The sequence below is a fragment of the Bacillus sp. FSL K6-1218 genome (genome assembly GCF_038006445.1).
Lineage (GTDB): Bacteria > Bacillota > Bacilli > Bacillales > Bacillaceae_G > Bacillus_A > Bacillus_A thuringiensis_S.
The window spans coordinates 3,241,363-3,268,035 of the sequence record NZ_JBBOVE010000001.1; the positions used below are offsets into that span (position 1 = coordinate 3,241,363).

Genomic DNA, 26,673 nt, shown 5'->3' on the forward strand with positions numbered 1-26,673 from the left:
TTTAATAAACATAATATTCCAAAATCTATTATAACAAGTCTCTGTACAATATTTTGTCAAAATTTGTCGCTCATTTACAAAAAGGATATTTTATCCATTATCATAATAAAAGAGACTCTTACAATCGTAAGAGTCTCTTTTATTATGCAAAACTTTCATTAGCCGAAGGATTATTACTTCATAAAGCTGGGCCATCTACAAATAAGAACTTACTATCACTTCGGCTGCAAAGTTAATACTTTCCCTTCAATTCCATCTGTATTTAAAGTAGTCGTATGATACGTGCCATTTACCCAATCATCTATTTGATCATGATACCAATCGCTTCTAAAATGTCCCGACTGTCCTGGTCCTACGATATGATAACCGTTTGACATATCTTTCGTATCAATAACGAATCGCCAAGAAGCCCCGTGATTTACAATGCCGTTATCGCCGTAACTCGCTGCTTGAACGGTAACTTGACTTCCCCCAATCGGAACTGGTTTCTCACGATTAAAAGCTAGTAATGCTAACATACTCGATGATTTCGAAATTGGATGTGTAAAAGCGAGTTGATGATAATCGCCCCACTTCCAGCCCCCAACATCGGGTCCATATTCCTTCTGCAATTTCTTCATTACATTCTCGTACGATGTATGCACAACTTTTGTTAACCCTCCGTACTTCGTAAACCAAGCGCTATTTTCTCCCGCTACTTCTTTTCGAATCAATTCATCAACAACTTGTGACTTCCCTTTAAATAACTCCATTACATCTTTCGGTATTTCTTTTGAAAATAACGTATTTGAAATCTCTTTCATTAACAAATGGAATATTAATGGTGCCGCTTCATCTTTACTATCGTAAAAATTCCACTTTGTTAATTGGTTTACGCCTTCTTTCTCTACCTCATTTAAAGATGCTTTATTTAACTCTTTTAAAAATATAGGAGTAAACTCTTTCCCATATAAATTCTTTTGATCCATCTGTAACTCTTCTAAATCTTTCACCGTATACTTTTCCTTCTCTTGCAAAAATTCTTGAATACGCATTTGCCTATATGGCTGCGCCCACGTATCGCTAATATGGTACGGATAATCATCATCAACAATTTTATTATTCGCAGTTGAAATAAACCCTTCTTTCGGATTTACAACTTTCGGTAATTGATCAAATGGAATATACCCTTCCCATTCATATTCATCTGTCCATCCTGGAACAGGCAAGCTACCATCACCTTTTTTACGCACTGGTATATTTCCATTCGCTTTATAAGCAATTGTACCGTCGTTTGATGCAAACACAAAGTTTTGGGTTGGTGTATGAAAATCTTGAAGAGCGGTTTCAAACTCATTCCAGTCTTTTGCTTTGTTCATATTTAATACAGCTTTTAACTCAGCTGACGGTTCTAAAGCTGTCCACTTTAAAGAGAATACGGTTTGCTTTTTTTCCTTTCCCTTATCCGCAAACTCTGAAATTACTGGCCCATGTCTCGTAATCGTAACGTTATAAGGAATTGTCTTCCTGCCTTTTACTTTAATCGACTCGTTAACAACGGTAGCTTTCTCCCATTTATCGTTATACAGAAATTCATTTTCATTATTAGGATTTCTCTTCTCAATATATAAATCTTGCACATCAGGCCCCGTATTCGTAACGCCCCACGCTATTTTTTCATTATGGCCTAATATAACACCTGGTACTCCAGCGAAAATAACGCCACTCACATTTAAACCTTTCATTTCAAGTCGCGTTTGATACCAAATAGAAGGCGTCGCAAGAGATAAATGAGGATCATCTGCTAAAATCGGCTTACCTGACGCACTCTTCTCACCGCTCACAACCCAGTTATTACTACCGTTAAACTCCGGGGGAATTATCGTTTTTGAAAAACTTTGCGCTACGTCCACATTTGTATTTTTCAGTTCAGCTAGCAATCTAGGAGCATCTTTCGGATATTTAGGAAATAGCTCATTTGCTTGCTCTTTCGGAAGGTTTTTCAGCGCCCAATATCGAAACGCCTGTCCATGCCAATGTCCTCCTAAGTCAAACGCCATATACTTTCCAATTGTTAAAGTATCAACAATTGACCACTCAGCAGGTTCATAACCTAATATAGTAAACTCAACTGGTAATTTCTTTTCCGCTTTCGCCTCACGTATAAAAGCGTTCACCCCATCAGCAAATGACTGCAGGACATATTTTACTTCCCCATCATATTGACTAACTGAGGCTTCTGCTGCTCGCCGTAAACCGAGTGTTCGAAACAATTTATCTCGGTCAACAGCTGCTTCCCCAACAACTTCACTTAACATACCAGAAGCTTGTCTTCTACTTAAATCCATTTGAAACAACCGATCTTGCGCTTGTACATATCCTTGTGAAAAATATAAATCATGTGCATTTTCCGATCTAATATGCGGTACACCTTTACTATCACGCTTCACTGTAACAGCATGTTGTAAATCCTCTAGCTTTATCGTTCCATCTATCTTTGGCATAGATTTCAGCGTATATATGTTCAAAAAAATCACAGCGGAAATAACTAAAAAAAGAACGATACTACTAGCCCAAATAAAAATTCTTTTTCCCCTTTTTCGTTTCTTCTTTATAACGACTTCCATATAACCACCCCTTTCTCACACTATTCGCTTCTATAGTAAAAGAACCTTTTAGACTAGAAAAAATCCTTATCCAAACTATGGATCATACAAACCGAATACTTCTCTCCTATGGATTCCTTCACTAAAATCTACTCGTTCTTTCTTACACCAATTCCTCAAAATCCCCTTCACATAAGCTAACGTTTTCTGATTATTTTCAAACGCAATTTTAAGTGCCTCTAACACTTTCTCTCCAGAAAGTCTTTGTATCCAATTCTTCAATTCTTTCACAATATATGGGGATAAACTACTAATATTTTGTTCATAAAACTTATAAACTTCACTATTTGGAACGTCCTCTTCTATACTTTCTACCTCTTCCGCTTCTTCTTTCTCTTCAATAACTACTTGTGAACTACTATTATCCTCTTCTTTTGGCATACCAAAATGCTGCAGTAATAATGGAATCGTGTATTCTTCTTCAAGGCATTTACGTAAAAAGATATGTATGAACTCATTACTTTTTACAGTCTTTAACTCACGTAATACGCACTTTTCTACATTCGTATTTGAAATAGGGTTATAGTGTAACCAGTTTATTATGAATACCTCTTTCGTTTCCGTATCATATAGAATCTTTCCATACTCAACAAACCTGTTTAGCAACTTCTCAACAGTCTCCATACTATAACCTGTTTCAAGCTCTGCCACACGCTTCGGTAATATGTAAATACCACATTGCTTCGTTTTCGTACCAGTTAACAAATATATGTAAAAATAACGCTCCTCTGGCGTTAAATCTAATATGAATTCATCTTGCCAAAAGTTCACCTGCACATTACGGTATACCGCCATATGTTTCCCTCCACTCTTTGCTAGTAAATAGGAAGATTTTAATCCTTCATTATAAAAATAGGAATGCTGGAATGGTTTTGGCATTCGAATTACAATTTTTTTTACTACTACAACGCCGGTTTCATTTTTTCGTGCTTGTTTTGTTCTTGTAGTTGTTTTTGTTTTTGTTTTTGTTTTAGTGATTTATTACTTGGTAGGGGCTTATGAGGGGCTTGGAAGGGCATTCTGCATTACAATCTATGAAATACAATTTGTTCTTCCTACTAAATAGGAACTATTCCAAATTATTATTTTGGATAGCTCCTTTCAAATTCTTCTTATTTTTTACTTCTACCAATGTCAGCTTCTACATACAATTTATTCTGCTATTTGCGGGCAGTAACACTCTCATTTCAAAATTCGGTGAATAAACTGCTCGATTGCAATGCGAGTGGCCCTCACTGATTAAAGTTTCCTTTTATTTTTGCATTGAATCTAACATCTTCACAATAAAGGCAGCTGCCTGACCACGAGTTGCTGTACCTCGGGGATCAAACTCATTATTTCCAATACCATTAACTACCTTTAGACTGTATAATCGTTGAACCGATTCTTTGTATGTTATTAAATGCTTATCTGTAAATGGTAATGCTACTAACTCACCTGTAATTCCTTTATATCGTAATGCTTTGTCAATCATAATAGATACTTCTTCACGAGTAATTGGTGAGTTAGGATCAAAAATCCCTTCACCACGACCATTAATAATTCCTGCACTTGCACAACGTTTAATACCGTCATGAAGTGATGGATGTGCCTCATTAATATCTACAAATGACTTATTTCCCTCTGGTAGTTTAAGAGCATTGGAGATTAATTTCGCAAACTCCGCTCTCGTTACATTTCGATATGGCGCAAATACACCATTACCTTCGCCTTGCATAATACCTAGACTGTTTAATTTACGAATATGCCCTTCAAACCAGCCACCTGTAATATCATCTTTTGGCTTTTGTACTTCTTCCTTTGGTACATTGTAGTTAATTTTAATCCAACTTGGGTCATAGAAAATCCATTCTCCATTACCTACTTTATACCAACCATTTTTAACTGCTAATACTTTGTAACGATCTCCGTTTGAAGCTTTACGTACAACACGATGTTCAATACCCGCATCACTACGTACATTGATGCCACTACCATTTACCACTAGTTCCATGCTAGGTTCAGCTGGATTATTTTCATTTGGATTAAATGAGTCATTTTTATCTTGTAAAGGCGTATCAATCTGCGCATTTATATTTGCATACCACTGAATTCCTTGTACGAAACCAGCCCAATTACCACGTGAAATTAAAATGTCAGGACATTTTTTCCCGCTCCATTGTTGATGCTTGTAAATATGATCTGCACCAATTCCTTCTTTGTTCATTAAATAACCTGCAAGTCGTTTTGCATTTTCTAATGCTTTATTGTAATCACCATCTTGGTTAACCGCGATCTCGATACCGATAGATTCCCTGTTTCCTGATCCATCTCCATCTCCTGCATGCCAACCATTTTCGTTTGTTGGTAAGTGTTGATAAATTTGTTTATCGTCTACAGTAAAATGCCATGAAGCTGTTCGGAAAGTGCCTTCAGTTGCTTGCTTGTATAAATATTTCGCATGATTTTCAGCATTAGCACCAGCGGCTGTATTTGCGGTCTCATGAATTGTAATGTAACGTGCTTTCATCGGATTTGCAGGACGAATATCAGGATTTCCTGTTGGAACAATCCACTCCACAAATGGAACTCCTGCAAGTGTTCCATATTTCTTCGTACTCTGTGCGCTATATTGAATACCTCTTGGCTTTGCAACAGGTTTCATTTGACGATCAGACCCATCATTTCGACCATCTACAGATTCAAATGCCTTTTCAATGTTTGAAATAGCTTCCTTTTCTGCTACTTGTCCCTTCTTAGCATCTTGCATTTTGTTTAATTCTTCTGTTTCATCATGTTTATGCTTATATTCTTCTAAAAGCATTTTTTCATTTTCAGATACTTCTGCTTCGTTAATTTGTACATGATTAGGAACTTCCAACTTGAAATTAGAATAATTTAATCCGCTCGATCCGTGTTCTCCTTGGGCAATATTAAGTTGATCAGTTTGAGAGTTGTTTATCTCTTCTGCTGATACTGATAAAGGTACGCTCCCTAAAATCACTAGACTTGTTGATAGTGCGATTACTTGTTGTTTGATTGTCTTATTCATTATTATAATAGATACATACACATTCCCGCCGTGTATGTATCTCAACCTCCCTTTATTGTCACATTAACTTTTTAAAATATGAATCTACTATGTACTTCTAACGCATTTTCTTTTTATTTATATATTTAAATTACTATATTTTATACCCATTAAGAAAATATTTATATGTCATCCCTACAGATGAATTTCATCTAACATACTTTTTATAAAATTCGTCAACAAACATTATTTTACAACTAATTACAAATGCCGTCAAAATAATCAATTTAAACTTAAACAAATGACTGGCACACAAATTTATATAAATTGGGATGGCGTGTTAGTAGACGACATGTTAAATGATGAGGGCAACCAATTCGCAATGTACTACTTTAACAATGAGGATGAGTGGAAGTATATAGATGATTACTCGGGTGTTTTTACAGACGATGGAGAAACTCTCTACCGCGTGCAAGTTACTTGAGAAAATTATTTCAAATTAAAAGAAGTTATTGATAATAGCTATAATTTTTGGAAAGACAACTTACAAAATATATAATTATAACAAGTCGATTTCTTATTTTAATAAGGAATCGACTTTCTTAACATTTAATTTTTGATTAACATCTCAATCAAAAATTATTTTACTAACGACACTATTATAGATACCGAATTATCTATAACGGAACGTTCTGGGCGTGATTTCATTAACACTGTTAATCCAATTAGGGACGTGACTAATGTTTGCGCTAATGCTTTAGCGTTCAAATCACTTTGTAGTTCTCCTGATCGAATTCCTTTCATGATTAATTCTTGAAAGATAACTGCAAGATACATTTGATGTTCTCTAGTCAGTACTTCAAACTTTTCATTATGAGGAGCAAGCTCAACCATTGTGTTAATACAAAAACAGCCTTTACTGAACTCTTTTTTATATTCCTCTTCCACCAGATTTTCAAAAAACATCCGAATTGCTTCTTTTACAGATTGTTCGTTTTGAAGTTTTGTTCGTATATTAGCCGCATGTAAATTTGTGTATCTCCTTAATGCCACTTCAAATAAACCCTCTTTATCACCAAAGGCTGAATATAAACTCGGTTTTTGTATTTCCATTTTAGCAGTTAGATCACTTAATGAAGTAGCAGCGTATCCTTTCTCCCAAAAAAGTTGCATAGCAGCATCCAAAGCTTTTTCTTCATCAAATTCGCGTAGTCGAGCCATTTAAAAATATCTCCTTCCTCTACATTTTCAGATTATAAACCAACACTTTATGTACCAATCAGTATATTATATATCGTATTAAATTATAAACGATTTGTCAAAGAAAACGGAATTAAATTAGAATAAACTTGACATATACATTTACTCAAGATTATATTTTACTTACAAAATAACATACCGTTCGGTACGTTATTTACAACAATACAAAATGGAGCTGATTTTATGAATAGCAAAGAAAAGATAATGACCACTCTAAAACATAATGATCCCCAGTTACATTCACCTATTAGCACAAACATGTCCCGCTACATGACTCTATTATTCGCAATAGCTTGTGGGATGGCGGTGGCAAATATATATTTCGCTCATCCACTACTTGATTCTTTATCAAATGAATTTAAGATTAGTCATTCAACTATCGGTATTGTGATTACTATTACTCAAGTTTGTTATGCATTCGGATTACTTTTATTAGTTCCACTTGGTGACTTATTAAACCAAAAAAGACTCATTATTATTCAAATGCTTTTATCTGTTATCGCTTTAATTGTAGTTGGGACCGCTCCTTCGGCCATCGTACTTTTTATAGGTATGGCCTTAGTAGGAATCCTTGCAACAGTTACGCAAACACTCGTCGCATACGCATCCATTTTAGCAAAACCAGCAGAACGTGGACGCATAGTAGGTTTTGTTACAAGCGGCGTTGTAATAGGCATTCTCCTTGCGCGTACATTTGCAGGCGCATTAACAGATTTAGCTGGATGGCGGTCCGTTTATCTCACCTCCGCTACACTTATACTATTCGTAACTGTTTTGTTATATCGTAATTTACCTACTCTTGAACAGAGCAGAATGACAACTATGCCTTACCGGAAGTTAATACGTTCTGTAATCTTATTATTTGTAGAAGAACGACTCCTACGCATTCGCGGAATATTAGCATTGCTCATTTTCACTTCATTCAGTATTTTATGGACTTCTTTAGTATTACCTCTAAGTGTTACACCACATAATCTTTCACATACAGCTATTGGTGCATTCGGCCTTGCTGGAGTTGCAGGTGCATTAGCTGCTACTAAAGCTGGACAATTAGCTGATAAAGGATTAGGACAAAGAACAACTGGCATAGCTTTATCTTTATTAGTACTTTCATGGCTCCTAATTAAATCTATTAATCACTCTCTATTATTACTAATTTTCGGCATTATCCTCTTAGATTTAGCGGTGCAAGCTGTACATGTCACCAATCAAAGTATGCTGTTCACAGTGCGTCCCGAAGCAAGAAGTCGACTTACTGCCAGTTACATGATTTTTTATTCTATCGGTAGTGCAACAGGTGCAATTCTTTCAACAAATACGTATGCAAAATATGGTTGGAATGGCGTATGCATATTAGGTTTATCTGTTAGTGCTTGTGCTCTTTTATTTTGGATAATAACCTTGCGGCGATCATCACAGCTGAACGAAGAATAATTGATTTATGATTAATACGTGTTTTTCTATAAGACTATAGAATAGCATTTATTTTTTAACGCAAATCAACGGCATTTTCATATAAAAAATGCCGTTGATTCACAATTTCATAATAAGAGATCCTATACTATCGAAATACATCTATTACAAATTCCCTTTAACGTTTTCAACAATCTCATTTATCGTATTCCGATCAAACTTATCACTAATTTCGTATGACTCACGATCTCCTACGAATTGCACGCCTACGATATCATTGCGATCCTTACCGTATTGCACTTCAATAATAGATCCACGCTCTATTTGCTTCCAAATGAGACCTGCTTCATCTTTATTATCTAAAATAATGCAGTCTTCAATATTTTCGTCAATCCCAATTAACTTATTATCATCCATATATCCAATCTCGTATTGTTGCCGTTCTTTCGCTTTGCCACTTACTAATATACCTTTGCTACCATATGAGTAATCCATATAGTCCTTTTTCTCCGTTTGTACCGCTTTCGGCTTTTGTGCTTCAGTTTTTTCAGCAGCCCCACAACCTGTAATAAGACTGATTGGGATAACCACTATTAATACTAATCTAGTAAATTTTTTTATCATTTGTAACCAACCTCATATATTTAATGCAAAACTCCATTTATTACTCTATTAAAGAATAACATGATACTAAGTAAACAGAACGAAAGATAACATATTATTTACATACTCGCACTTTAATGAAGGACCAGGCCATTTAAACCTAGTCCTACATAACTTTAACTTTGCTTCACATACTTAATTGTATTAAATGACGTCTCATTAAATAATCGCAAGTTTTCCCCATCATAATCTTGAACTTTATATGCTATTTTCTTTTTTTGAATTGTATCTTCTACACCGTCTACTAAACGTTTATTGAGATGTAAATAGATTGTAAAAGCTTCCTTATCATATTCCCAAGTTCCTTCAATATAATTCTTTTTATTTGGATACTCACCTTTACCATACGTTTCAAATGTCTTATCACCTTTTAAAATGAGTGACATATTGAAACCGTCTGTTCCTTGGAATCCCCAATTACCGATTAATTCCGTACCATCCTTCACATTCTTCATAACGTTATCTGTATTAATTCCAGCTTTCTTATCTAACTCTTTCAAATCTTTCATTGATACTGTACCGTCACCGATTTTAATATCCCCTTCAAGATCTTTGAATGCCTTAAGCCAGTAAATATCTCCTTCTTTCACTAGCTTTTCAGATTTCTCTATTAACTCTTTATCAGTCTTATCACCTTTTTCTCTTTTTTCTTTTCTGGTGAATACTTCATTTATTAAAGAAAAAGACTCTCTAAAATAACTAATTGCTTTTTCAAAATCCTTTTGTTGATTTACATACTCTGCAGGGGGATCTATCGACTCGAATTTATCTAACGTTTTATTTAATTCTTTCACACTATCTACTATATCTGATTTCTTTTTCTTACCGTCAAAAACCTCTCTTGTAATATTGTTATGCTCCGCAAACAACTTATCAAACTCTACTCCTAATTTATACACTTTATTAGGATAGTCTTCCTTTGAAACTTTTTCTTTCTTACTATTAGACTTCGATTCTTTTACTTTAGACTCTTCCGTTTTCTCCTGTTTAGAAGTGTTCGTTTTCTCAGAAACTCCACAACCAAATAACAACATGACCGGAACTGCTACCCCTAGTAGTTTCTTTGCATTCATGACTGATTTCTCCTTCTACTTGAATAGATTACTCTTACTATACCCATCCTCTTTTTTTATCTTGTAATTAAAGTTACAATCGCAATAACTCCTAGAATCGGTCCCCAATATTCCATTTTTATAAAAAATAATGAGTGCTTTTTGTTAAACATAACTTTTTCACCAGTTTCGGCATCTATATAAACTTTCCCATCTGGCTTATTAATATATTTACCTAAATACCAAGACATAACCCCTGATATAATAAACATTACCGCCATTGGCCAACTATGGTCTTGAAAATATGTAGCGTCCCCCGTTATAGATCCAAAGATAGCCTTACCCAAAAGAGTATTAATAATTACAATAATTGCGACTAAAAAACCCCAACCAGACCAAATAATCATCTATTTCTCCTCCTAAAGCGTACAACTTTGTACTTTATGTTAATTTGAACTGCAAACGAAAACATTTAAAAAACCGAATATTCAGACGTTAATAATTATATTTAGCTTACATTCGATTCTAACTTTAATGTCCTAAATGCAAATGAACCAGATATAATTTGTAAAATTGTCGGAATAAGTAAAAAGAATAATGACATAAATAACATAACTATAGGAATCACAATCATACAAACTCCATAAACTTTATTATTAACCTTGTTTACTAAACACGATAAAATGAACAACCCTATTTGAACCGTTAAAATAATAGAGTAATAAGCTAAAAGTTCGTAATCAACACCTTCCATAATATTAAACGCTACAACTATTAATATTATGGAAATAATAATTCCCAAAATGCCACCAATTAAACCTAATACAAATTCAGGCGTTCTTTTCAATTCAATCCCCCTTTTATGAACCACTAACTGCTTGTATATTTTTCCCATTCACCATCATACCAAATATTCATTGGAAAAACTATACAAATGCATTTTTATTCTACTATACTTTGCTTCTAACTATAGATAACTTGTAGCAGTCACAAAATCAAAAGCTTCAAAATTACTAACCGAATTGTCATACTGAAAATTATAAATTAAAACGATAGAATTATAGCATTTATTTAATTTAACTACTTCCTTAATTCGAGAAAGTATTTTGTCATCATATGAACATCCCGTTAATAACATAGAAATGTCATCACTCGCTTCTTCTAACACTTCCTTTTCAATAAAATCCTCATCTACATCAATCATATCAATATTAAAATCAACAAAAAAACTCGCTGGTATAGCGTCTCCTTCTTCATCATACGTAACATCTATATATGTATCCAACTGATCTTGCGTTTGCATATTACCGAACCATATTGAAACCATTCCGTGTACTTCCATTGTAGTTCTCCTTTATTTTTTATCTTGCAGAACCAATTTTATAACTTACCGACTACTTTAAAACACATAATTTTTATAAAAAACATTTCTTCTTTCCATTTAGTTAAATGGGGTTATTCGGAAATTCATTATCATACTTATTAATTAACGCTTTATCATTTTCATTAATTGGTACTTCACCTAAGTATTTATGTTTCCAAATAATCATTTGATCACTAAAACTATATTCTGTTTCGAGCCAATTGGTATAATCGAAATGCATGTTAAATTCCCCACTATGTTCCAGAGACATTGTAAAAGAGTACCAAAGCTCTTGCTGATTATCTTTAAAAACATCTCTTAATTCCTTACTCAATTTATATAAAGAATCTTCTTTCCTTTCAAACTCCTCTTCATTAACTTCGTATTTAAAAGGAATTTCTACACTATACTTATAATTTTGTTTATTTCTGAAGTTGTTATAAAAAAAGTAAGTTCCCCCTCCAGCTTCTGATATTTGTGCATAAAAATAAAATTTCTCCCATTCTTCTGGAATCATGGCATGAACCATTTCCGCTATCTCTCTATATAATCGATTCAATTTTATTTCCAATTGAATACCCCCTATTTGATTTTCATCATTCACTTTTTCTATATTATACCACCCTTTTAATTAGCTCTTTATTTCATCTAAAATTCAAACCAAGTTTCGATGCCTTTAGAAAGTAGACATACCTCTTAAATACAATTAGTATTAAAATAAGAAATATGAAAGACTTAAAAAGGCTCTTACATGAAGGAAGGAAGTGCACAGCTATGGATTTTAAAACAGTTATGCAAGAACTTGAGGCTCTAGGTAAGGAACGAACGAAAAAAATATACATATCTAACGGTGCGCATGAGCCAGTATTCGGAGTAGCTACAGGTGCTATGAAACCAATCGCTAAAAAAATAAAATTAAATCAAGAGTTAGCTGAAGAGCTTTATGCCACAGGTAACTACGATGCTATGTACTTTGCAGGTATTATTGCCGACCCAAAATCTATGAGTGAATCTGATTTTGATCGCTGGATAGACGGGGCATATTTTTATATGCTATCCGATTATGTGGTGGCAGTAACTTTATCAGAGTCAAATATCGCACAAGATGTTGCTGATAAATGGATTGCAAGTGGGGACGAGCTTAAAATGTCTGCAGGCTGGAGTTGCTACTGTTGGCTTTTAGGAAACCGCAAAGACAATGAATTTTCCGAAAGTAAAATTTCCGATATGCTTGGAATGGTGAAAGATACAATTCATCATTCTCCAGAACGAACAAAATCCGCTATGAATAATTTCCTAAACACTGTGGCAATCTCATATGTACCACTACATGAAAAAGCAGTCGAGACTGCAAAAGAAGTTGGTATAGTTGAAGTCAAACGTGATAATAAAAAAAGCAATTTGTTAAATGCTTCTGAAAGTATTCAGAAAGAACTTGATAGAGGAAGACTTGGTTTCAAGCGTAAGTATGTAAGATGTTAAAAGTATGAAGGTGTCAATCTAGGAGAGATTGACACCTTTTTAGTGGACATTACTAGACTAACGGAACTGCAAGTTAAAGGGAACCAATCATTCATCTCCCCCCTATACATCTCAAACTTCTTCTTTCAATTTATATACCCTATCTCTTTTCTCATCATCTTTGATAAAAATAAGTTTTCCTTCTGTAACAAAACCTTCTAATAGTAAACATACTTGTCCATATGCTTTAGGCTTATTCGTAGTGAATCTTTCATCGGGTATTTTACCAGATCGTATTAATCGTTCACATAGCTCAAGCGCACTTATTTCTTCAGAATCAATTAATTCTAAAATATCTTTTTGTAATGGTGATAAAGGGGCTGGTACCTTACATACCTCAGCTACCTCCACCTTTTCTTTTTCTTCTTCAAATAAATCTTCAAATGAAATTTGATTCATTACATCTTTTCCTTTCTAACAATTGATTTATATAACATGAATTGAATTCTATAGGTACGAAAACTTTAAATATTAGCTATTGTTATGTATTTCTTACCTCATTACATGAATTTCAAACTCATGTACATCATTTCATATAGTATATTTTGATTATACCAAATATACGTTCTGTCTTCTATTGTAGAATTTTTATAACAGAAATGAAAGTAATAGTGAACATTTTTCTTCTCTTTAGTTGTATAGAAAACTATATAAAAATTTTACATAATAAAATTATAGTTATCTGTTAAATTTCTACGCTAATACGCAAAAAAACACTCGTTGCCTTTAATCGACAATCGAGTGCTTTAAGTTCATCTATTTTTAAGTAGCATAAATTTATAAATTTTGTAGTAACAGTATGACACCATTTATATGTCGTGACAACGACTATGTTAACACTTACGAGTTTGTATGAGTTCGTTAGTTTAATATACATTCCATATGTTTATATTCATCGCCAAATAAAATGCTATCTCACCTAAGATTTTACTTTATTTTCTATTCTATCATTGCACACAGTACTCCATGATGGTACAACCATGATGGAGTACATACTTTCAAAAAACCTTTTATTTTTTCTATCTACTTCACATATACTTTATTTTTTATTCATATATACTTATGCGTATTTAAATTTAGCACCACGAACTTTATTATATCCGTCCATAAAATATAATTTAGTATAGTAAGGTTTATAAAATCACTATAACTAAGCTCATTTATTTACTGTAATGAGTTTTTAATGTTTATTTATATTTTAGGAATATCAATTATATTTCCTGGTGACTCATTAATAAGAATATCTGAAATACTTGGGTTCCTTTTTTTCAACTTGAATATTTGAATTTTTGTTAATTCAGAGCTAAATGATATATTTTGTGTTTTAAACTCCAAATTCATAATTTTATTTTGAAGTTTTAATATAAAAACCTTCCATTCTTGTAATGGAGAATTCGAAACTTCCTCTGGACTTTCTAATAATCGATATCCGTCTGCATAATGAAACATTAGTAATCCCGTTCCTAAGTCACAATCTTTGTTTTCAAGAATTGCATTTGGTATATCAAATCCACTATTCCAATTATAATTTGCTGCAAAACAATGAAGGAGTATTGGATTATCTATATTCTTTATTCGGCTAATTGTATCCTCTTTATTTGTATTATAAAGTAATTCTTCAAGCAAACTAATATCTTTATTTTCCATTACACCTTACCACCTTACTGATATTTACTTATTTTGTATTTCCAATTGTTTTAGCTTTCTTTCCCAGAGTTCTACTGTTGCACCTGGGCTTGGGTACAATGGTAAACCATTCCCCTGTAATTTCCTTAAATTTTTTTGCAAATCATATACCTGCTTTTGTAAACTATCAATACTTTGGCTAATATCCATTTTATTTAATGCTCTTGCAACTACTTCATTGTAAACAGAATGATATCCTCTGTGTCTAGCCATTGTACTTATATTATCATCTGGTACTCTTAGAAAAATACCATTTGATGAGTCATCAAAGTTCATACCTATCTTTTTAATGACAGGATTATCTGCCATTTCAGAAGGAATAATATGCTGTGCTTGATATCCACTCCATTTAGTTGAACGTCTAAGCCCCATTTCTGTCATCATATTTTTTCCTAATTTAGTAGAATTTCCTCCTATTGCAATACCCGGAGTACCAGGAATAATCCTACTACCTTCACCCGTACCCTTAGAAACTTCATCGACTTTCCTTTCGAACTTGCTAATTAGGTTTCCAAACTTTTCCGTATCAACTTGGAGGGACCTCAATCCGAATAAATCAGCCGTTTGACTAAGCCTAACCTTAACAGGAATTGGAACATTCTGATATTCCTTTTTCCACCGTTAAGCCGTGCTCATTCCGTCATAAACAGGGAGCTTGTATTTAACTTCATAAATACCTAGAATATCCGGATGTGGCGTTTTTGTTACACCTTGATTAATATTCTTTATCGGATCACCGAAGTTGTCTAAAATGTACTATTCAAAGTTTTCAAGGTTGTGTCCATCTTTTATACCTATAGTCTGTTTTGCTTTAAAACCTTCTACTTCAATTAAATGCTTATCATAACCAGTCTTAAAATTCACTTTAATTTTCGGATTAACTTTAGGAACTTCACCCGTCCCCTATGTTGTACTTTTAAATAATTCGGGGAAAAAGAAGAGGCTTTCTCTAGGTCGTTAGACCATAAAGAAAGCCCCGTTTAAATTAAAGAGATTAACCAACTATTAACTAATTCCAATCAATAAAATCCTATCATTAGTTTTCAGGAATATATAAATTATCCACAAATTCAGAGAAACTTTTAGAAATTAGTCGGATGTATTCCTCTCTTAACTCGTTATCTTCTTCAAAGTAATCCATATCACAATGATATACACTACCTCTATCTTTCCCATCAATTGATAAACAAATCAAACTCCCCGCGGGGTCAATTCCAATTGGAAGAAAATTACTTGGTACCACTTGCATCAAATTATAACTTCTTAATTTCTCTTCTAGATTTATTTCATTTTCTATTGATAGAGGAAAAAACATTGAAACAGACGATGTTATTACGCCTTTCTTAGTTGTATCATTAGTTTTAAATCTTCGTTGCTCAGTTTTCCCTCCATTTTTAGACAGCAAAAATTGTTTATAATCAGCAGGTAACAATATACCATACTTATTTTCGAAATCTTCGATATCTTCAATGCCAATAGGGGTAAAAGTATATTCAAAATCTAAATTCCTCATACAATTAACCTTCTTTCCTGTTCATTTTGTTTTTCTCAATCAGAGTATAATCTCTCAATCAATTCAGAAAAAGAGTCGCATATTAATTTAATTTTATCCTCATTCACTGATTCCTGATCATAGAAAACTACTGACGGAGAATCTTTAGTATCACAGTAATTAAAACAAATAAGTCCCCCAAATGGGTCTCTTGCAAATGGAATAATACCTTCCGGAAGTGAAGTTAATTCATAAACAACTTCTATATTTGCATCTTTGCTTGTAAAACTTAATAGACAATCAAAGACTGCTCCACCCTCATCATCATTAATATCATAAATATTAGGCTCAGGATAACCACCGTTATTTTTTTTAATGCATTCACGGTAGTCATCTGGAAATCTGACACCAAATGAATTCTCCACAGCAATAATTACTTGCTCATCTATCGCTCCATCCGTAAATAGCCAAGTTACTCGGCTCATTTTATCATCTCCAAAATAATTTTCTTCAGTTTACCTGTTCTACCGTCATCTCCACCACCCCAAATTGCTCTACCACCTGTATGACCCGCAACCTGATGTTCATAGTAATCAACAAGTTGCATTTTACCAGTCTCTTGATGATGATGCCATGTGACTGATTTTGGCTTCTTACCTAATTTGAATAACTCAATATCTGTTTGGCTGAATTGTTTTGCTAAGTTTGGATCTTTCATTATATCGTCATATAATTTTTGTGAGAGATATTTAAACTGCACTGAGTCAGGCTCTAAATGATATGACTCTGATAAAGATGTTTCATATTTTGAATTAAAAATTGGGTAACCATCTTTATCATATTTAACTTTATAAGTTTCCCCATTTTTCTTAGATGTAAATGTATAAGTAGTAATTCCTGTAGAATCATCTACTACTTTTTCTTCAAAATCTCTTGGTTTATTAGGTTTTCTACTATAAGGAGGTAAATCTCTAGCTGCTTTTGTCATAGCTTCTTCATATTCTGCAGTTCTTTCATTAGTCAGTTTAATTTTTTTAGTTTGAGTACCTTCCCCCGTACCCTTAACCCCACCACTCTCCAAATTCGAGATCCTACTCTGAATACTCGCCTTTGAGGCATCATGGGCTTCTTGGAATTTCCCGCTATAGTTCGTTCCAGATCTAACGACACTTCCATCTGGCAGTATTTCTACACCTTTAAAGATTTGGGATACGGAGTCCGCACCTTTTGCTACTGTATTTTCAATTATATAATATTCCCGACTTAATCTATCTAACAATCCTTAAAAATAATCTATATTGATTTTCACTTATTTATCAATCTCTACGAAAAAAGCACTCGCTACCAATCATAGGTTTTCGAGTGCTTAAATGTATATACTTCCCATCATATTTAAATCATTTTTAAGATTTGTTCCTTCACATTTTCGTCAAACTTGGCTCCTTCTACCTTTGCTCCTGTCCAAACTACATTGTCAAGTTTAGCACCAGTAAAATTCGCGTCAGTAAAATCACCATTTAAAAGGGTCGCTCCTGTTAAATCTGCGTTTGTAAAATCTGCATTTCTAGCGTTTACTTCTGATAAATTAGCATCTTCTAAATATGCTTTTTCAAAGTTACCTTCTGTAAGATTCGCGTTGCTGAAATCCGTTCCCGTACAGTCGGCCTGTTTTGCATCTATTTTATATAAATTTGCTCGTCGAAAAGTAGCATGATTTAATATCGTTCCAACTAATTCTCCATATGAAAAATCAACTTCATCAAAACATGTTTCAAAACAACTACTTATATTTACCTTTGCATATTTCATATTGGCTTTAGAGAAATTAGCTTCACCAAATCTACAATCTGCAATATGTATTTCCTCTAAATTACAGCTCCTGAAATCAGCAAACTCAAAATCACAATCAAAAAAAGATGCTCTCATTAGTGAAGAAGCTCTTAAATGGACTTGTTTTGCCATGATACCCTCTGCCATCACCTCTGACAAATCAGAAAAAGTAAGGTCTAAATTGCTCATATCTAGCCCATCTATAATTTCATCATTGTATTGAGATTGATTTAATATTTCCATGACTCTTATTCTATCATTCTCATTCATTATTACGAGCTCCTTTCATTTAGCTTTTCAGATAGTCCTTCCAAGCAATATTTGGAGAATAAGTTACACCCATTTGATCTTCATCAAAACTTGGTATAGCCATTACTTGTGCTGGTTCAAAATACTTCATTACTTGTAGCCAATTATCAAGTAATGTATCACTATCACTCTCTAATGGATTATTTAAAATATCAATACAAAGGCCACCCCAATCTAGCTCAGATACCACAGCTGGACTATTTTGTAATAATTCCTTATCAAACATTTCTAAAATATGACCGCTAAAGTATGTTCTAGCCCCTACCCCTAAGGGACCGTTAGGAAGAAACCTAACTGGTATTGGTTGGGAAGATATTTCCATCCACATTTGTAATCGTTCACGTTCGGTATTCCACGGATATGATAAAGGCCAAAAAATTTGAGTTACTCCATAACTTGGTTTCGCAATTTCTGCAATTTGGTCAGATAACTCAAAAAAAGCAGGCCATAATTTTTTAGGTATCGATTTATGAAACTCAAACTTCAAAAATGAGCGATGACTCCAGTTAACTTCAAAACTCCCACTATAGTTCACCGATTTATCACGATAAAGGTAAACTTCTGATACTTTATGCTCTGAAACTACTTTTTCCAGGATTTCCTGACGATTATATTCTACTCGTACCATTTCACTGTTACCCCAATGAGTAGGAGCAAATTTTTCATTTGACTCAAACACATCCAAAAGACGACCTAATACTTCTTCTTCGTTAAAAGATACTGTAGGATACATTGTAATTGAGAAAAAATCAGGTTTCATGTATATCCTCCTTAATACTAAAAAATATAGTCACATAATAATTTTTATTCATAGTTTTTTCCATCGACCTCCGCCAGGTAAACGTGAATTGCCCTCCCATTTATGAGTCACTTTTCCACTACTTGGGTCAGTATAGTAAATCTCACTCTTTTCTCCTAAAGGCCCACTTGGTCTTGGTTTAGGAGGAATTCCATTCAAATCGGGTTTATCACTTGATATTGTCACAATATGACTTCCACTTTTATCTTCGAGCATCTCTCTTTCAGCTCGCATTTGGCTGTCATTATGAATAACGTGTTCTTTGTCACTTATTTTGTGTTTGTGATCATGAACTAAATCGATTTCATCCTTAGCATTACGACCTATACTATCTGGACGCGTAAGATGCCCTTCACTGGATGTATACGTAACAACCTTGCCAGAGTTATTGTCCTCTAATGTACGATTTAGGTGTTCTCCCAAAGCTTTTCTTCCTTTTATTTCTTCTTCTCTTCCACGCTCTTGACTTTTCTTTAAATTTTCACGCTTAACATCCCACTCTTTACGTTCTAAAGGCTCTTTTGTTTCTTCACAATGACGATTATACCTAATGTTATCTGCTTCCTTATAATCCCCCCGTGCTTTGGCTTCATCTATTTTTATTCGATAGTATTTTTCTCTTTCCGGGGTTAGTTTAATTTTGTTAGGGTTTGTCTTACTACTATCACCCGTACCCTATGTTGTAATCTTAAACCCTCACAATAAAAAAGCAAACCATGTAAACCTTATTAAACTACTTCTTTTTCTTCTACTATCGGCAATTCATATGCCGTTTTATATTTCATCATGCCATATACAATGTTTACAAGCCTTCTCATAATACATACCAATGCTTGTCCTTTTGTTTTTCCTTCTTTAAGCTTCTTTTGATAGTACGCATGAAACACTGGATTTCGTGGCATCTTACTGCCTTTTGCTACTTGCACTTGCTGCACCACTGCTAAATTATAAAATAAAGCGTGTAGCGCCTGTTTCCTTGTTTGCTTTTGTGTGTCTTACCTTTCCCACCAGAACCAAAGTAAACAGGCGCAATCCCCGCAAATCGTGCTAATTTGTTGGCATTTAGAAATCGTCTTACATCTTCAATTTCTGCAATTAATGCTGATGCCGTCACAAGTTCTATTCCCGGCATCGTCTCTAATTGATAATCTAGTAGATTTACTAGCTGTTTTAATTCTCTTTCGATGTATTTCATTTCTTTCTTTTTAAACTCAATCTCCCGTATAATACTTCTCACTAAAAAGTCTCGTGTGTCTTAATATTCCTTCATTGTATGTCCATCTTCTTTTACAAGTTTTAATATGTCGCTTGCTTTCTTTACCGAACATGTATTGTGACTAACCTCTACTAAAAAAGCCGTTAATTGCTTTATATTTGCCCCCTCTAAACAAGAGGGTGACGGATATTGCTTCCAAAATGCTAATGCTGTTTTTCCATTTTCTACGCTAAAACACAAAAAAGCACTTGTTGCCTTTAATTGACAATCAAGTGCTTTAAGTTCATATGTTTTTAAGTAGCGTAAATTTGTAAGTTTTGTAGTAACAGTATGACACCCTTTGTACATCATGACAAATACTATATTAAAACTTACGAGTTTGTACGAGTTCGTTAGTTTAATATACATTCCATGTGTTTATATTTATCGCCCGGTAAAATGTCATCTCGCCTAAGCTCGTACTTTATTTTCTATTCTATCATTGCACATAACACTCCATGATGGTACAACCATCATGGAGTATCTATTTTCAAACGCCCTATTATTTTTTCTGTCTTTCATTTAGTTAAATAGGATTATTCGGAAATTCACTATGATATTTATCGATTAACGCTTTATATTCTCCATCATTTGGTACTTCTCCTAAGTATTTATTTTTCCAAATAATCATTTGGTCACTAAAACCATATTCTGTATCGAACCAATTTGTATAATCATAATGCGTCTTAAATTTCCCACTACTCTCAAGAGTCATTGTAAAGGAATACCAAAGTTCTTGCTGATTATCTTTAAAAACATTTCTTAGTTCATCACTCAACTCAAACAGCTTTCTTTTATTTTTTTTAAATTCTTCTTTATCAATAGCATAGTTAAATGGGATTTTCGCACTATAATTAAAGCATTGTCTATTTTCAGGTGTATTATAAAAAAAGTACGTTCCCCCTCCAGTTTCCGATATCTGAGCATAAAAATAAAATTTCTCCCATTCTTCTGGAATCATTTCATTAACCGTTTCAGCTATTTCTCTATACAACTTGTTCATTTCTTTTTCCACTTTAATCAACCTCCTGCGCGATTTCTAATCGTTTTCTCAAATATCCCTTTTCCTTCTATTTCATAAACTATTTCAAAATAATTTGGTCTTAATGACGTTCCTTGATAAACTGGTTCAATCTTTACTGTTACTTTTTTAGGAGGCTTTCCACCTAACGCATTAGCCCACTCTTGCTCCATATTATACCACTCTCCACCAGAGCGATTAATTTGTCTATTTTGAGCAATCAAATTATCAATATCTCCAGAACCATGGAATTGAGTTCCTATCAAGTGGCCACCATCATCATCAGGTAACCTATCTTCACGGCCTGCTGCCACTTGCATTCCTTTGTTTCGTTTTCCTTTTTGAAGTATTAATTCTCCTGCCTCAACATCTACTATTCTACCAAGCTCATCTGTTGTATATTTATAACCATCCTCGGTAATATAACGCACGTTTGGTGCCAGTTCTTTTCTTCCATTTTTCCCTTTAATAATGTGCTTCCCAAGATCTTTCTCTTTTATTTCAGTTATCTTAGGAGTTTCACCCGTACCCTTAACAACCTTACTCTCCATATACTGATAAGCCTCTTTCAGAGAATACTGTCCTCCTCCTGAGACCTTTCCTACTCCAGCTATGGCGAAGCCTTTTCCATCGCCTGGGATCCATTTGTATTCCAGTAATGTTTTTACTGCGTGCTGGATCTTTTCATTCCCCTGCAAGAAAGTTGTTTTTACGTTTGTGGCGCCTTTGTTCCATAGATTTCCGATTTTGTCGGCAAATCCTTTTGCTGTGGAAGCTACAAAGTTTACACCCTCTTTTACTTTGTGGCTGGCTGTTTTTATGCCATCGACAGCTGCTTTTTAGTAGATACTCTTTATTTTCTCAATCTAACAAAATATTAACTTTTTTATTATAACTTATTTCTATACTAAGACGAAAAAAGCACTTGTTGCCTATCATAGACAATCAAGTGCTTTAAGTTCATATGTTGTTAAGTAGCATAAATTTGTAAGTTTTATAGTAACAGTATGACACCTTTTATATGTCATGACAACTACTACGTTAAAACTTACGAGTTTGTACGAGTTCGTTAGTTTCGTATACATTCCGTGTGTTTATATTCATCGCCATGTAAAATGTCATCTCGCCTAAGCTCGTACTTCTTTTTTTATTCTATCATTGCAAATAATACTCTATGATGGTACAACCATCATAGAGTATCTATTTGCAAACACCCTATTATTTTTTCTATCCACTTCACATAAAATTTATTTTTCATTCATCATTATATTTTTTAATCGTGTAATTTACTTAAAAAATCAGTAAATGTATCTGCAATGTAAAATACATTTTCTCTTGCGATTTTCTCTGCTTCTTCTGCCGTAATCCCTTCACTTTCCATCAGCGCTTCCTTTTCCCATGCATCTTCATGTTCCCAAAAAACAACAATTGGATTTTCTTCATGATTTTTATAATCAAAGCAAATTAAATTTCCTGCTGGGTCAAATGCAAATGGAATTAATTCTTTAGGTAATGTATCACTAAAGTCATTATATACTTCAACTATATATTCGTCACTATTTTCATCAAAAGATAATAAAGTCCCAAAAACTCTTTCATGATTATTCACATTAAATATTTCTGGTTCCACATTAGCACCATTATTCACAGCTACACATTTTATATAATCGTTTGGAAATTTAACACCTATTTCATTACCAATTTCCACTACAAAATCTTCACTTACAGTTGCATCAGCAAATTGCCACTCTACTTTTCTCATCTAATTCCATCTCCCCATAATTTATTTCCACCTAAGTGATTTACTTTATGTACTTTTGAAATAACTAATTGCATCTTGCCAGGGACTTGATGGTGATGCCAAGTTAATCCTTTTATTCTTGCCTTACCAGCATTTATTTGAGCTAATTGATCTGGAGAAAACAATTCTTTTGGAATCTTGCCTGAATCAATCGCTTCTTTTAATTTCCTTGTACATTCCTTAAACTGTGCCTCATCTGGACTAATATGTAAATTCTTATCTAGTCTCATTGTAAATTTAACATCGTCCCCTTTAAATATTGGGAATCCTAAAATATCAAAATCTACTCCTTTTTTCACATGTGTTCCTCCTGCTAAAGGCTTATTTAATATATTATTTTTCGTTTTAGTATTCAAATATGTTTCTGTTAGTCCCACGACTTCTTTAAACTCATCAACACTATCATACCCAAATTCTTTGATAGTAGTATCATCTACTTGTTTTAAGAAATCTTCAACACTATCATATCCCTTAGGCACAATTGATCTATTAATCAAATTTCCGTCTTTATCGTAATTATTTTTAATTACTTCGTCAATTTCAGATCTATGAACAGGATTACCCGTACCCTTAACCCCACCACTCTCCAAATTCGAGATCCTACTCTGAATACTCGCCTTTGAGGCATCATGGGCTTCTTGGAATTTCCCGCTATAGTTCGTTCCAGTTCTAGCGACACTTCCATCTGGCAGTATTTCTACACCTTTAACGAATAGGGATACGGAGTCCGCACCTTTTGCTAATGTACTTTCAATTATATAATACTAGTAATTTTCATTAGCCTGAATTCATAAAAAATAATTTCTAAAAATTTATAGCATTTCTATCTAATAAAAAGCACTCGTTGCCTTTAGTCGACAATCAAGTGCTCTAAATTCAAATAATATTTTCTAAGAGTTTAATTTATTGATTATATAAGACATACACGGAACCAATAGCAATTTTCCAACAATATTATTTTGAATTAATAATTGTATTAAACGGTGCTTAATTCAAATACCCTCTATTTTAAGCCCTAAAATCAGTTAATCAGTACTAGATATTTTCAATATATCCCCTAATTCGCCTAACAGTTCTATGTTTTTTAAAGCCAACTCAACAGGTATGTCTTTCATTAACACGAATGGTAATTGTTTTGATCCTTTTAATAAGTCAAACAATCCCTTTTTGATGATAAATACCTCTTGTATTTTCTTTAAATCCATAGCCCCTCCTACTGGTGGACTTACCAATATAAGATTACACAGTTTTTCCTTAAACACTTCCTGTTCTTCGTCCACACAGTCAATATCTATCGCTCCGTCATTTATCCACTGTATAAAATTCTCACTTACTGTGGTTGCATAATTCGGATCCATAATCCCCGAATCAACTTGTACTAACTCTGTTGCGTTTTCATTTGCAGTCATTAACAGTATTTTGCCTCCACCATTACTTCCTACAGCAACATAACCCTTTGCATATTCATGGACTTCATATGTTTTATTCATTTCATCTATTATATCCACTCCAAATATAACGACTCCATTATCGGATACAAAGCCATTTGTATGCTTTAGTAATTGTTTATAAACATTAGGGAGTATTAATCCCATTTCCTCTTCAATTTTTTTAATTTCATTTTCATCAACTGAAGAATATAATTCGTAAGTTGACAATTTTTCAACATTTATCATTTAAATCCTCCTAATCCATCAAAATATCTATATGCTTCTCACATTACTTTTTTTGCTACTTTAAAATCTACATCCACTTCAATCATTTCTTTATAGCTAATATTAAATTCGTATATTATACCCGTACTAAAACCTTCATTCCTTCTTCTAGCTCTTTGAAGAACGAATATTATAGCATGTGGTTCACCAGAGGTAGATTTGAGTAATATTGATGGTGCTTGTCGACTGCTATAATTATTACCGCTTGTTTTAGCCCATATCTTAGCCCATTCATCTTGTATTGCGTGATGCGCTTGTACCAATCCATCATTTTTTGTATTCTGAAAACCTAGAGCACGATTCTTATTTGGACTCATTTTTTTATACAAGTCAACATCTTCAACAATATAACCTCCATTTTTAAGTTGACTCCTAGAGGACTTTTGCGGAAATGCAATACCGGCCCTTTCATTAATATTAGCATGGAGCTGTTCAGAAGTTAATTTGCCATATTTCCCTCTCAAATATTCTAATCTGGATTCTCCCGTACCCTTAGTGCACTTATAAAATTATAATTCTCTTTTCACTTTTCGTTCTAAAATCAAAAAAGTACTCTTCTTCTCTTGTAAAACAAGCAAGCACTAAGTTAAATAAACAAAAAAACAGACCAATCATAGTGTTATCTGACTATAATCGGCCTGTCTAACGTAGCATTATTACGTTAAATAATATCTATAATTCTTACTATAAACCAACATTTACCCTGTTTATATCTAAAACATCTGAGATACCTTTCTCATTCATTTTTTTAAGTAGGTACTCATAACCCTTTTCTAACGCCAGATTTCTTTCTTCTTCATAAATAGGAACAAGTGTATAAATATTTATATCTCCTTGTTCAACTTGAACTCTATCTAGTCCGAATTCTTTGGGACGACATACCATTATACATGATAATTTTGTATTCGATGCAAATGGTTGTGGGGGTTCTCCATTGGGAAGAATAACTCCTTCAGCAAGCCATCCATCATAAATATGTGGAATATGAGCTACTTTCCTTAACCATTCAAGAGGCCAATAATAGTTTTTGTCCTCCATATTCTCTTTCCCAACTACCCAACTCGAAGGCAATTTCAATAACAATTCTGCATATTTAAACTCGCTTTCTTCATTTGAATAACCCATAGGTACATCACTCATACCTGTAGTTACCATAGTTACAAAATCTTTATTCATTGACGGAGAAATTATATGGATATTGACTGAAACTTTACTACCAGGAACAATCTCAATTATAGTATTTTGGATAGTTCCAAAGTATTTAGTTACATACTCTAAGATTTCATCATGATAATCTTGATTATTATCATTTACTTCGGTTATAGTAGTATTCAATTCTTTTTGGTTCTCTAATAACTTTACAATTTCTAATTGACCCTGTTCCCTTGCAAAAGTTAATGCATCTATATCTTTCATGGATTCACCACTATATTTAACTTTTGTATCTATCCCACTCTCAATTAACAGTTTTGCAATATCAACATGCTCATTACTAATTGCACCAAACAATGGATTCCTTTCGGGCTCACTTGTGTCCATATCAGCTCCACATGACAATAAATATCTTACTATATCAATATGCCCTTCAGAAGCAGCTTCGTTTAATGCTCCACCACCATATACACCACCTAACGTATTTATATTTGACCCAAGTTCTACTAGTTTTTTTACTATATCCAACTTTCCTCTAGAAGCAGCAACATGAAGCCATGTCCCAAAAGGTGTCATCATATTTAAAAGTTCTTTATTAGAACCAATTAATTCAGCCACCTCTTCAACATTGCCATTTTTTATAGATGACCTGATTTCTTTTGCAACCTGCTTACTATCCATCTTAA

The 26,673-nt window shown here is 33.6% G+C and carries 27 protein-coding genes and 3 pseudogenes; 3 read left to right on the plus strand and 27 right to left on the minus strand.

Annotation, left to right across the window (positions count from 1 at the left end):
- Positions 1-215: 215 nt before the first annotated feature.
- From MHI26_RS16440 to MHI26_RS16450, 3 genes are all read right to left on the minus strand, one after another.
- The gene (locus MHI26_RS16440; RefSeq protein ID WP_000454316.1) at positions 216-2,606 is read right to left on the minus strand and encodes a penicillin acylase family protein; all 2,391 of its coding nucleotides are present in this window, start codon (positions 2,604-2,606) and stop codon (positions 216-218) included.
- Positions 2,607-2,681: 75 nt separating this feature from the next.
- Positions 2,682-3,524, minus strand: a complete 843-nt coding sequence (locus tag MHI26_RS16445) for a DnaD domain-containing protein (protein WP_141526931.1) — start codon at positions 3,522-3,524, stop codon at positions 2,682-2,684.
- A gap of 373 nt (positions 3,525-3,897) precedes the next feature.
- Positions 3,898-5,676, minus strand: a complete 1,779-nt coding sequence (locus MHI26_RS16450; RefSeq protein WP_061666932.1) for an S-layer homology domain-containing protein — start codon at positions 5,674-5,676, stop codon at positions 3,898-3,900.
- A gap of 259 nt (positions 5,677-5,935) precedes the next feature.
- Between MHI26_RS16450 and MHI26_RS16455 the strand changes: the two are divergent.
- Positions 5,936-6,214: pseudogene (locus tag MHI26_RS16455) on the plus strand (DUF7832 domain-containing protein); the annotation flags it as partial.
- An 80-nt stretch (positions 6,215-6,294) separates the two neighbouring features.
- On the opposite strand, the gene MHI26_RS16460 reads toward MHI26_RS16455, so the two are convergent.
- The gene (locus MHI26_RS16460; protein WP_000113327.1) at positions 6,295-6,876 is read right to left on the minus strand and encodes a TetR/AcrR family transcriptional regulator; all 582 of its coding nucleotides are present in this window, start codon (positions 6,874-6,876) and stop codon (positions 6,295-6,297) included.
- A gap of 222 nt (positions 6,877-7,098) precedes the next feature.
- Here MHI26_RS16460 and MHI26_RS16465 point away from each other — a divergent pair, with 222 nt between their 5' ends.
- A complete protein-coding gene (locus MHI26_RS16465) occupies positions 7,099-8,349 on the plus strand; it encodes an MFS transporter (RefSeq protein WP_061666908.1) in 1,251 nt (416 codons plus the stop codon).
- Between the two features lie 144 nt (positions 8,350-8,493).
- Here the strand turns inward: MHI26_RS16465 and MHI26_RS16470 are convergent, their stop codons facing one another.
- From MHI26_RS16470 to MHI26_RS16495, 6 genes are all read right to left on the minus strand, one after another.
- Positions 8,494-8,952 (minus strand): hypothetical protein, encoded by a 459-nt coding sequence (locus tag MHI26_RS16470; protein WP_000591634.1) that lies wholly within the window; start codon positions 8,950-8,952, stop codon positions 8,494-8,496.
- A 155-nt stretch (positions 8,953-9,107) separates the two neighbouring features.
- Positions 9,108-10,064: a DUF3994 domain-containing protein gene (locus MHI26_RS16475; RefSeq protein ID WP_061666907.1), complete on the minus strand. Its 957-nt coding sequence runs from the start codon at positions 10,062-10,064 to the stop codon at positions 9,108-9,110.
- Between the two features lie 56 nt (positions 10,065-10,120).
- Entirely contained in the window at positions 10,121-10,450 is a 330-nt protein-coding gene (locus tag MHI26_RS16480) for a hypothetical protein (RefSeq protein WP_000587853.1), read from the minus strand.
- Positions 10,451-10,551: 101 nt separating this feature from the next.
- Positions 10,552-10,890: a DUF4064 domain-containing protein gene (locus tag MHI26_RS16485; protein ID WP_000831724.1), complete on the minus strand. Its 339-nt coding sequence runs from the start codon at positions 10,888-10,890 to the stop codon at positions 10,552-10,554.
- Between the two features lie 120 nt (positions 10,891-11,010).
- Positions 11,011-11,385, minus strand: coding sequence for an immunity 22 family protein (locus MHI26_RS16490; protein ID WP_061666906.1), 375 nt, complete (start codon positions 11,383-11,385; stop codon positions 11,011-11,013).
- Between the two features lie 103 nt (positions 11,386-11,488).
- On the minus strand, positions 11,489-11,977 hold the full coding sequence (locus tag MHI26_RS16495) for an antitoxin YezG family protein (RefSeq protein WP_061666905.1): 489 nt from the start codon (positions 11,975-11,977) through the stop codon (positions 11,489-11,491).
- A 203-nt stretch (positions 11,978-12,180) separates the two neighbouring features.
- Here MHI26_RS16495 and MHI26_RS16500 point away from each other — a divergent pair, with 203 nt between their 5' ends.
- On the plus strand, positions 12,181-12,888 hold the full coding sequence (locus MHI26_RS16500; RefSeq protein ID WP_061666904.1) for a DNA alkylation repair protein: 708 nt from the start codon (positions 12,181-12,183) through the stop codon (positions 12,886-12,888).
- A gap of 111 nt (positions 12,889-12,999) precedes the next feature.
- On the opposite strand, the gene MHI26_RS16505 is transcribed toward MHI26_RS16500, so the two are convergent.
- The 17 genes and pseudogenes from MHI26_RS16505 to MHI26_RS16585 form a co-directional block, all read right to left on the minus strand.
- Positions 13,000-13,326 carry a DUF3895 domain-containing protein gene (locus MHI26_RS16505; protein ID WP_001071909.1) on the minus strand — a complete coding sequence of 109 codons (327 nt, stop codon included), beginning with the start codon at positions 13,324-13,326 and terminating at the stop codon, positions 13,000-13,002.
- A 792-nt stretch (positions 13,327-14,118) separates the two neighbouring features.
- Positions 14,119-14,574, minus strand: a complete 456-nt coding sequence (locus MHI26_RS16510; RefSeq protein WP_000428103.1) for a DUF4274 domain-containing protein — start codon at positions 14,572-14,574, stop codon at positions 14,119-14,121.
- A gap of 24 nt (positions 14,575-14,598) precedes the next feature.
- The gene (locus MHI26_RS16515; RefSeq protein ID WP_225988058.1) at positions 14,599-15,159 is read right to left on the minus strand and encodes an AHH domain-containing protein; all 561 of its coding nucleotides are present in this window, start codon (positions 15,157-15,159) and stop codon (positions 14,599-14,601) included.
- Positions 15,160-15,649: 490 nt separating this feature from the next.
- The gene (locus MHI26_RS16520; RefSeq protein ID WP_061666903.1) at positions 15,650-16,126 is read right to left on the minus strand and encodes an SMI1/KNR4 family protein; all 477 of its coding nucleotides are present in this window, start codon (positions 16,124-16,126) and stop codon (positions 15,650-15,652) included.
- Between the two features lie 35 nt (positions 16,127-16,161).
- Positions 16,162-16,590 carry an SMI1/KNR4 family protein gene (locus MHI26_RS16525; protein ID WP_000092333.1) on the minus strand — a complete coding sequence of 143 codons (429 nt, stop codon included), beginning with the start codon at positions 16,588-16,590 and terminating at the stop codon, positions 16,162-16,164.
- Entirely contained in the window at positions 16,587-17,384 is a 798-nt protein-coding gene (locus tag MHI26_RS16530; protein WP_097888914.1) for an HNH endonuclease, read from the minus strand. The genes MHI26_RS16525 and MHI26_RS16530 overlap by 4 nt, the downstream gene beginning before the upstream one ends.
- Positions 17,385-17,497: 113 nt before the next feature.
- Entirely contained in the window at positions 17,498-18,205 is a 708-nt protein-coding gene (locus MHI26_RS16535) for a pentapeptide repeat-containing protein (protein WP_061668092.1), read from the minus strand.
- 19 nt (positions 18,206-18,224) lie between these two features.
- Positions 18,225-19,004, minus strand: a complete 780-nt coding sequence (locus MHI26_RS16540) for a hypothetical protein (protein ID WP_061668093.1) — start codon at positions 19,002-19,004, stop codon at positions 18,225-18,227.
- Positions 19,005-19,052: 48 nt separating this feature from the next.
- A pseudogene (locus MHI26_RS16545) lies at positions 19,053-19,703 on the minus strand (ADP-ribosyltransferase); the annotation flags it as partial.
- 68 nt (positions 19,704-19,771) lie between these two features.
- A pseudogene (locus MHI26_RS16550) lies at positions 19,772-20,493 on the minus strand (transposase); the annotation flags it as partial.
- 331 nt (positions 20,494-20,824) lie between these two features.
- Entirely contained in the window at positions 20,825-21,313 is a 489-nt protein-coding gene (locus MHI26_RS16555) for an antitoxin YezG family protein (RefSeq protein ID WP_061668096.1), read from the minus strand.
- A 5-nt stretch (positions 21,314-21,318) separates the two neighbouring features.
- Positions 21,319-22,017, minus strand: coding sequence for a DNA/RNA non-specific endonuclease (locus MHI26_RS16560; protein WP_001161860.1), 699 nt, complete (start codon positions 22,015-22,017; stop codon positions 21,319-21,321).
- A gap of 575 nt (positions 22,018-22,592) precedes the next feature.
- A complete protein-coding gene (locus MHI26_RS16565; protein WP_001233230.1) occupies positions 22,593-23,081 on the minus strand; it encodes an SMI1/KNR4 family protein in 489 nt (162 codons plus the stop codon).
- The gene (locus tag MHI26_RS16570) at positions 23,078-23,812 is read right to left on the minus strand and encodes an HNH endonuclease (RefSeq protein WP_430794016.1); all 735 of its coding nucleotides are present in this window, start codon (positions 23,810-23,812) and stop codon (positions 23,078-23,080) included. The genes MHI26_RS16565 and MHI26_RS16570 overlap by 4 nt, the downstream gene beginning before the upstream one ends.
- 333 nt (positions 23,813-24,145) lie before the next feature.
- Positions 24,146-24,796, minus strand: a complete 651-nt coding sequence (locus tag MHI26_RS16575; protein WP_061666578.1) for an SMI1/KNR4 family protein — start codon at positions 24,794-24,796, stop codon at positions 24,146-24,148.
- Between the two features lie 38 nt (positions 24,797-24,834).
- On the minus strand, positions 24,835-25,299 hold the full coding sequence (locus MHI26_RS16580; RefSeq protein ID WP_061666579.1) for a hypothetical protein: 465 nt from the start codon (positions 25,297-25,299) through the stop codon (positions 24,835-24,837).
- Positions 25,300-25,519: 220 nt separating this feature from the next.
- Positions 25,520-26,668: a suppressor of fused domain protein gene (locus MHI26_RS16585; RefSeq protein WP_061666580.1), complete on the minus strand. Its 1,149-nt coding sequence runs from the start codon at positions 26,666-26,668 to the stop codon at positions 25,520-25,522.
- Between the last annotated feature and the right edge of the window lie 5 nt (positions 26,669-26,673).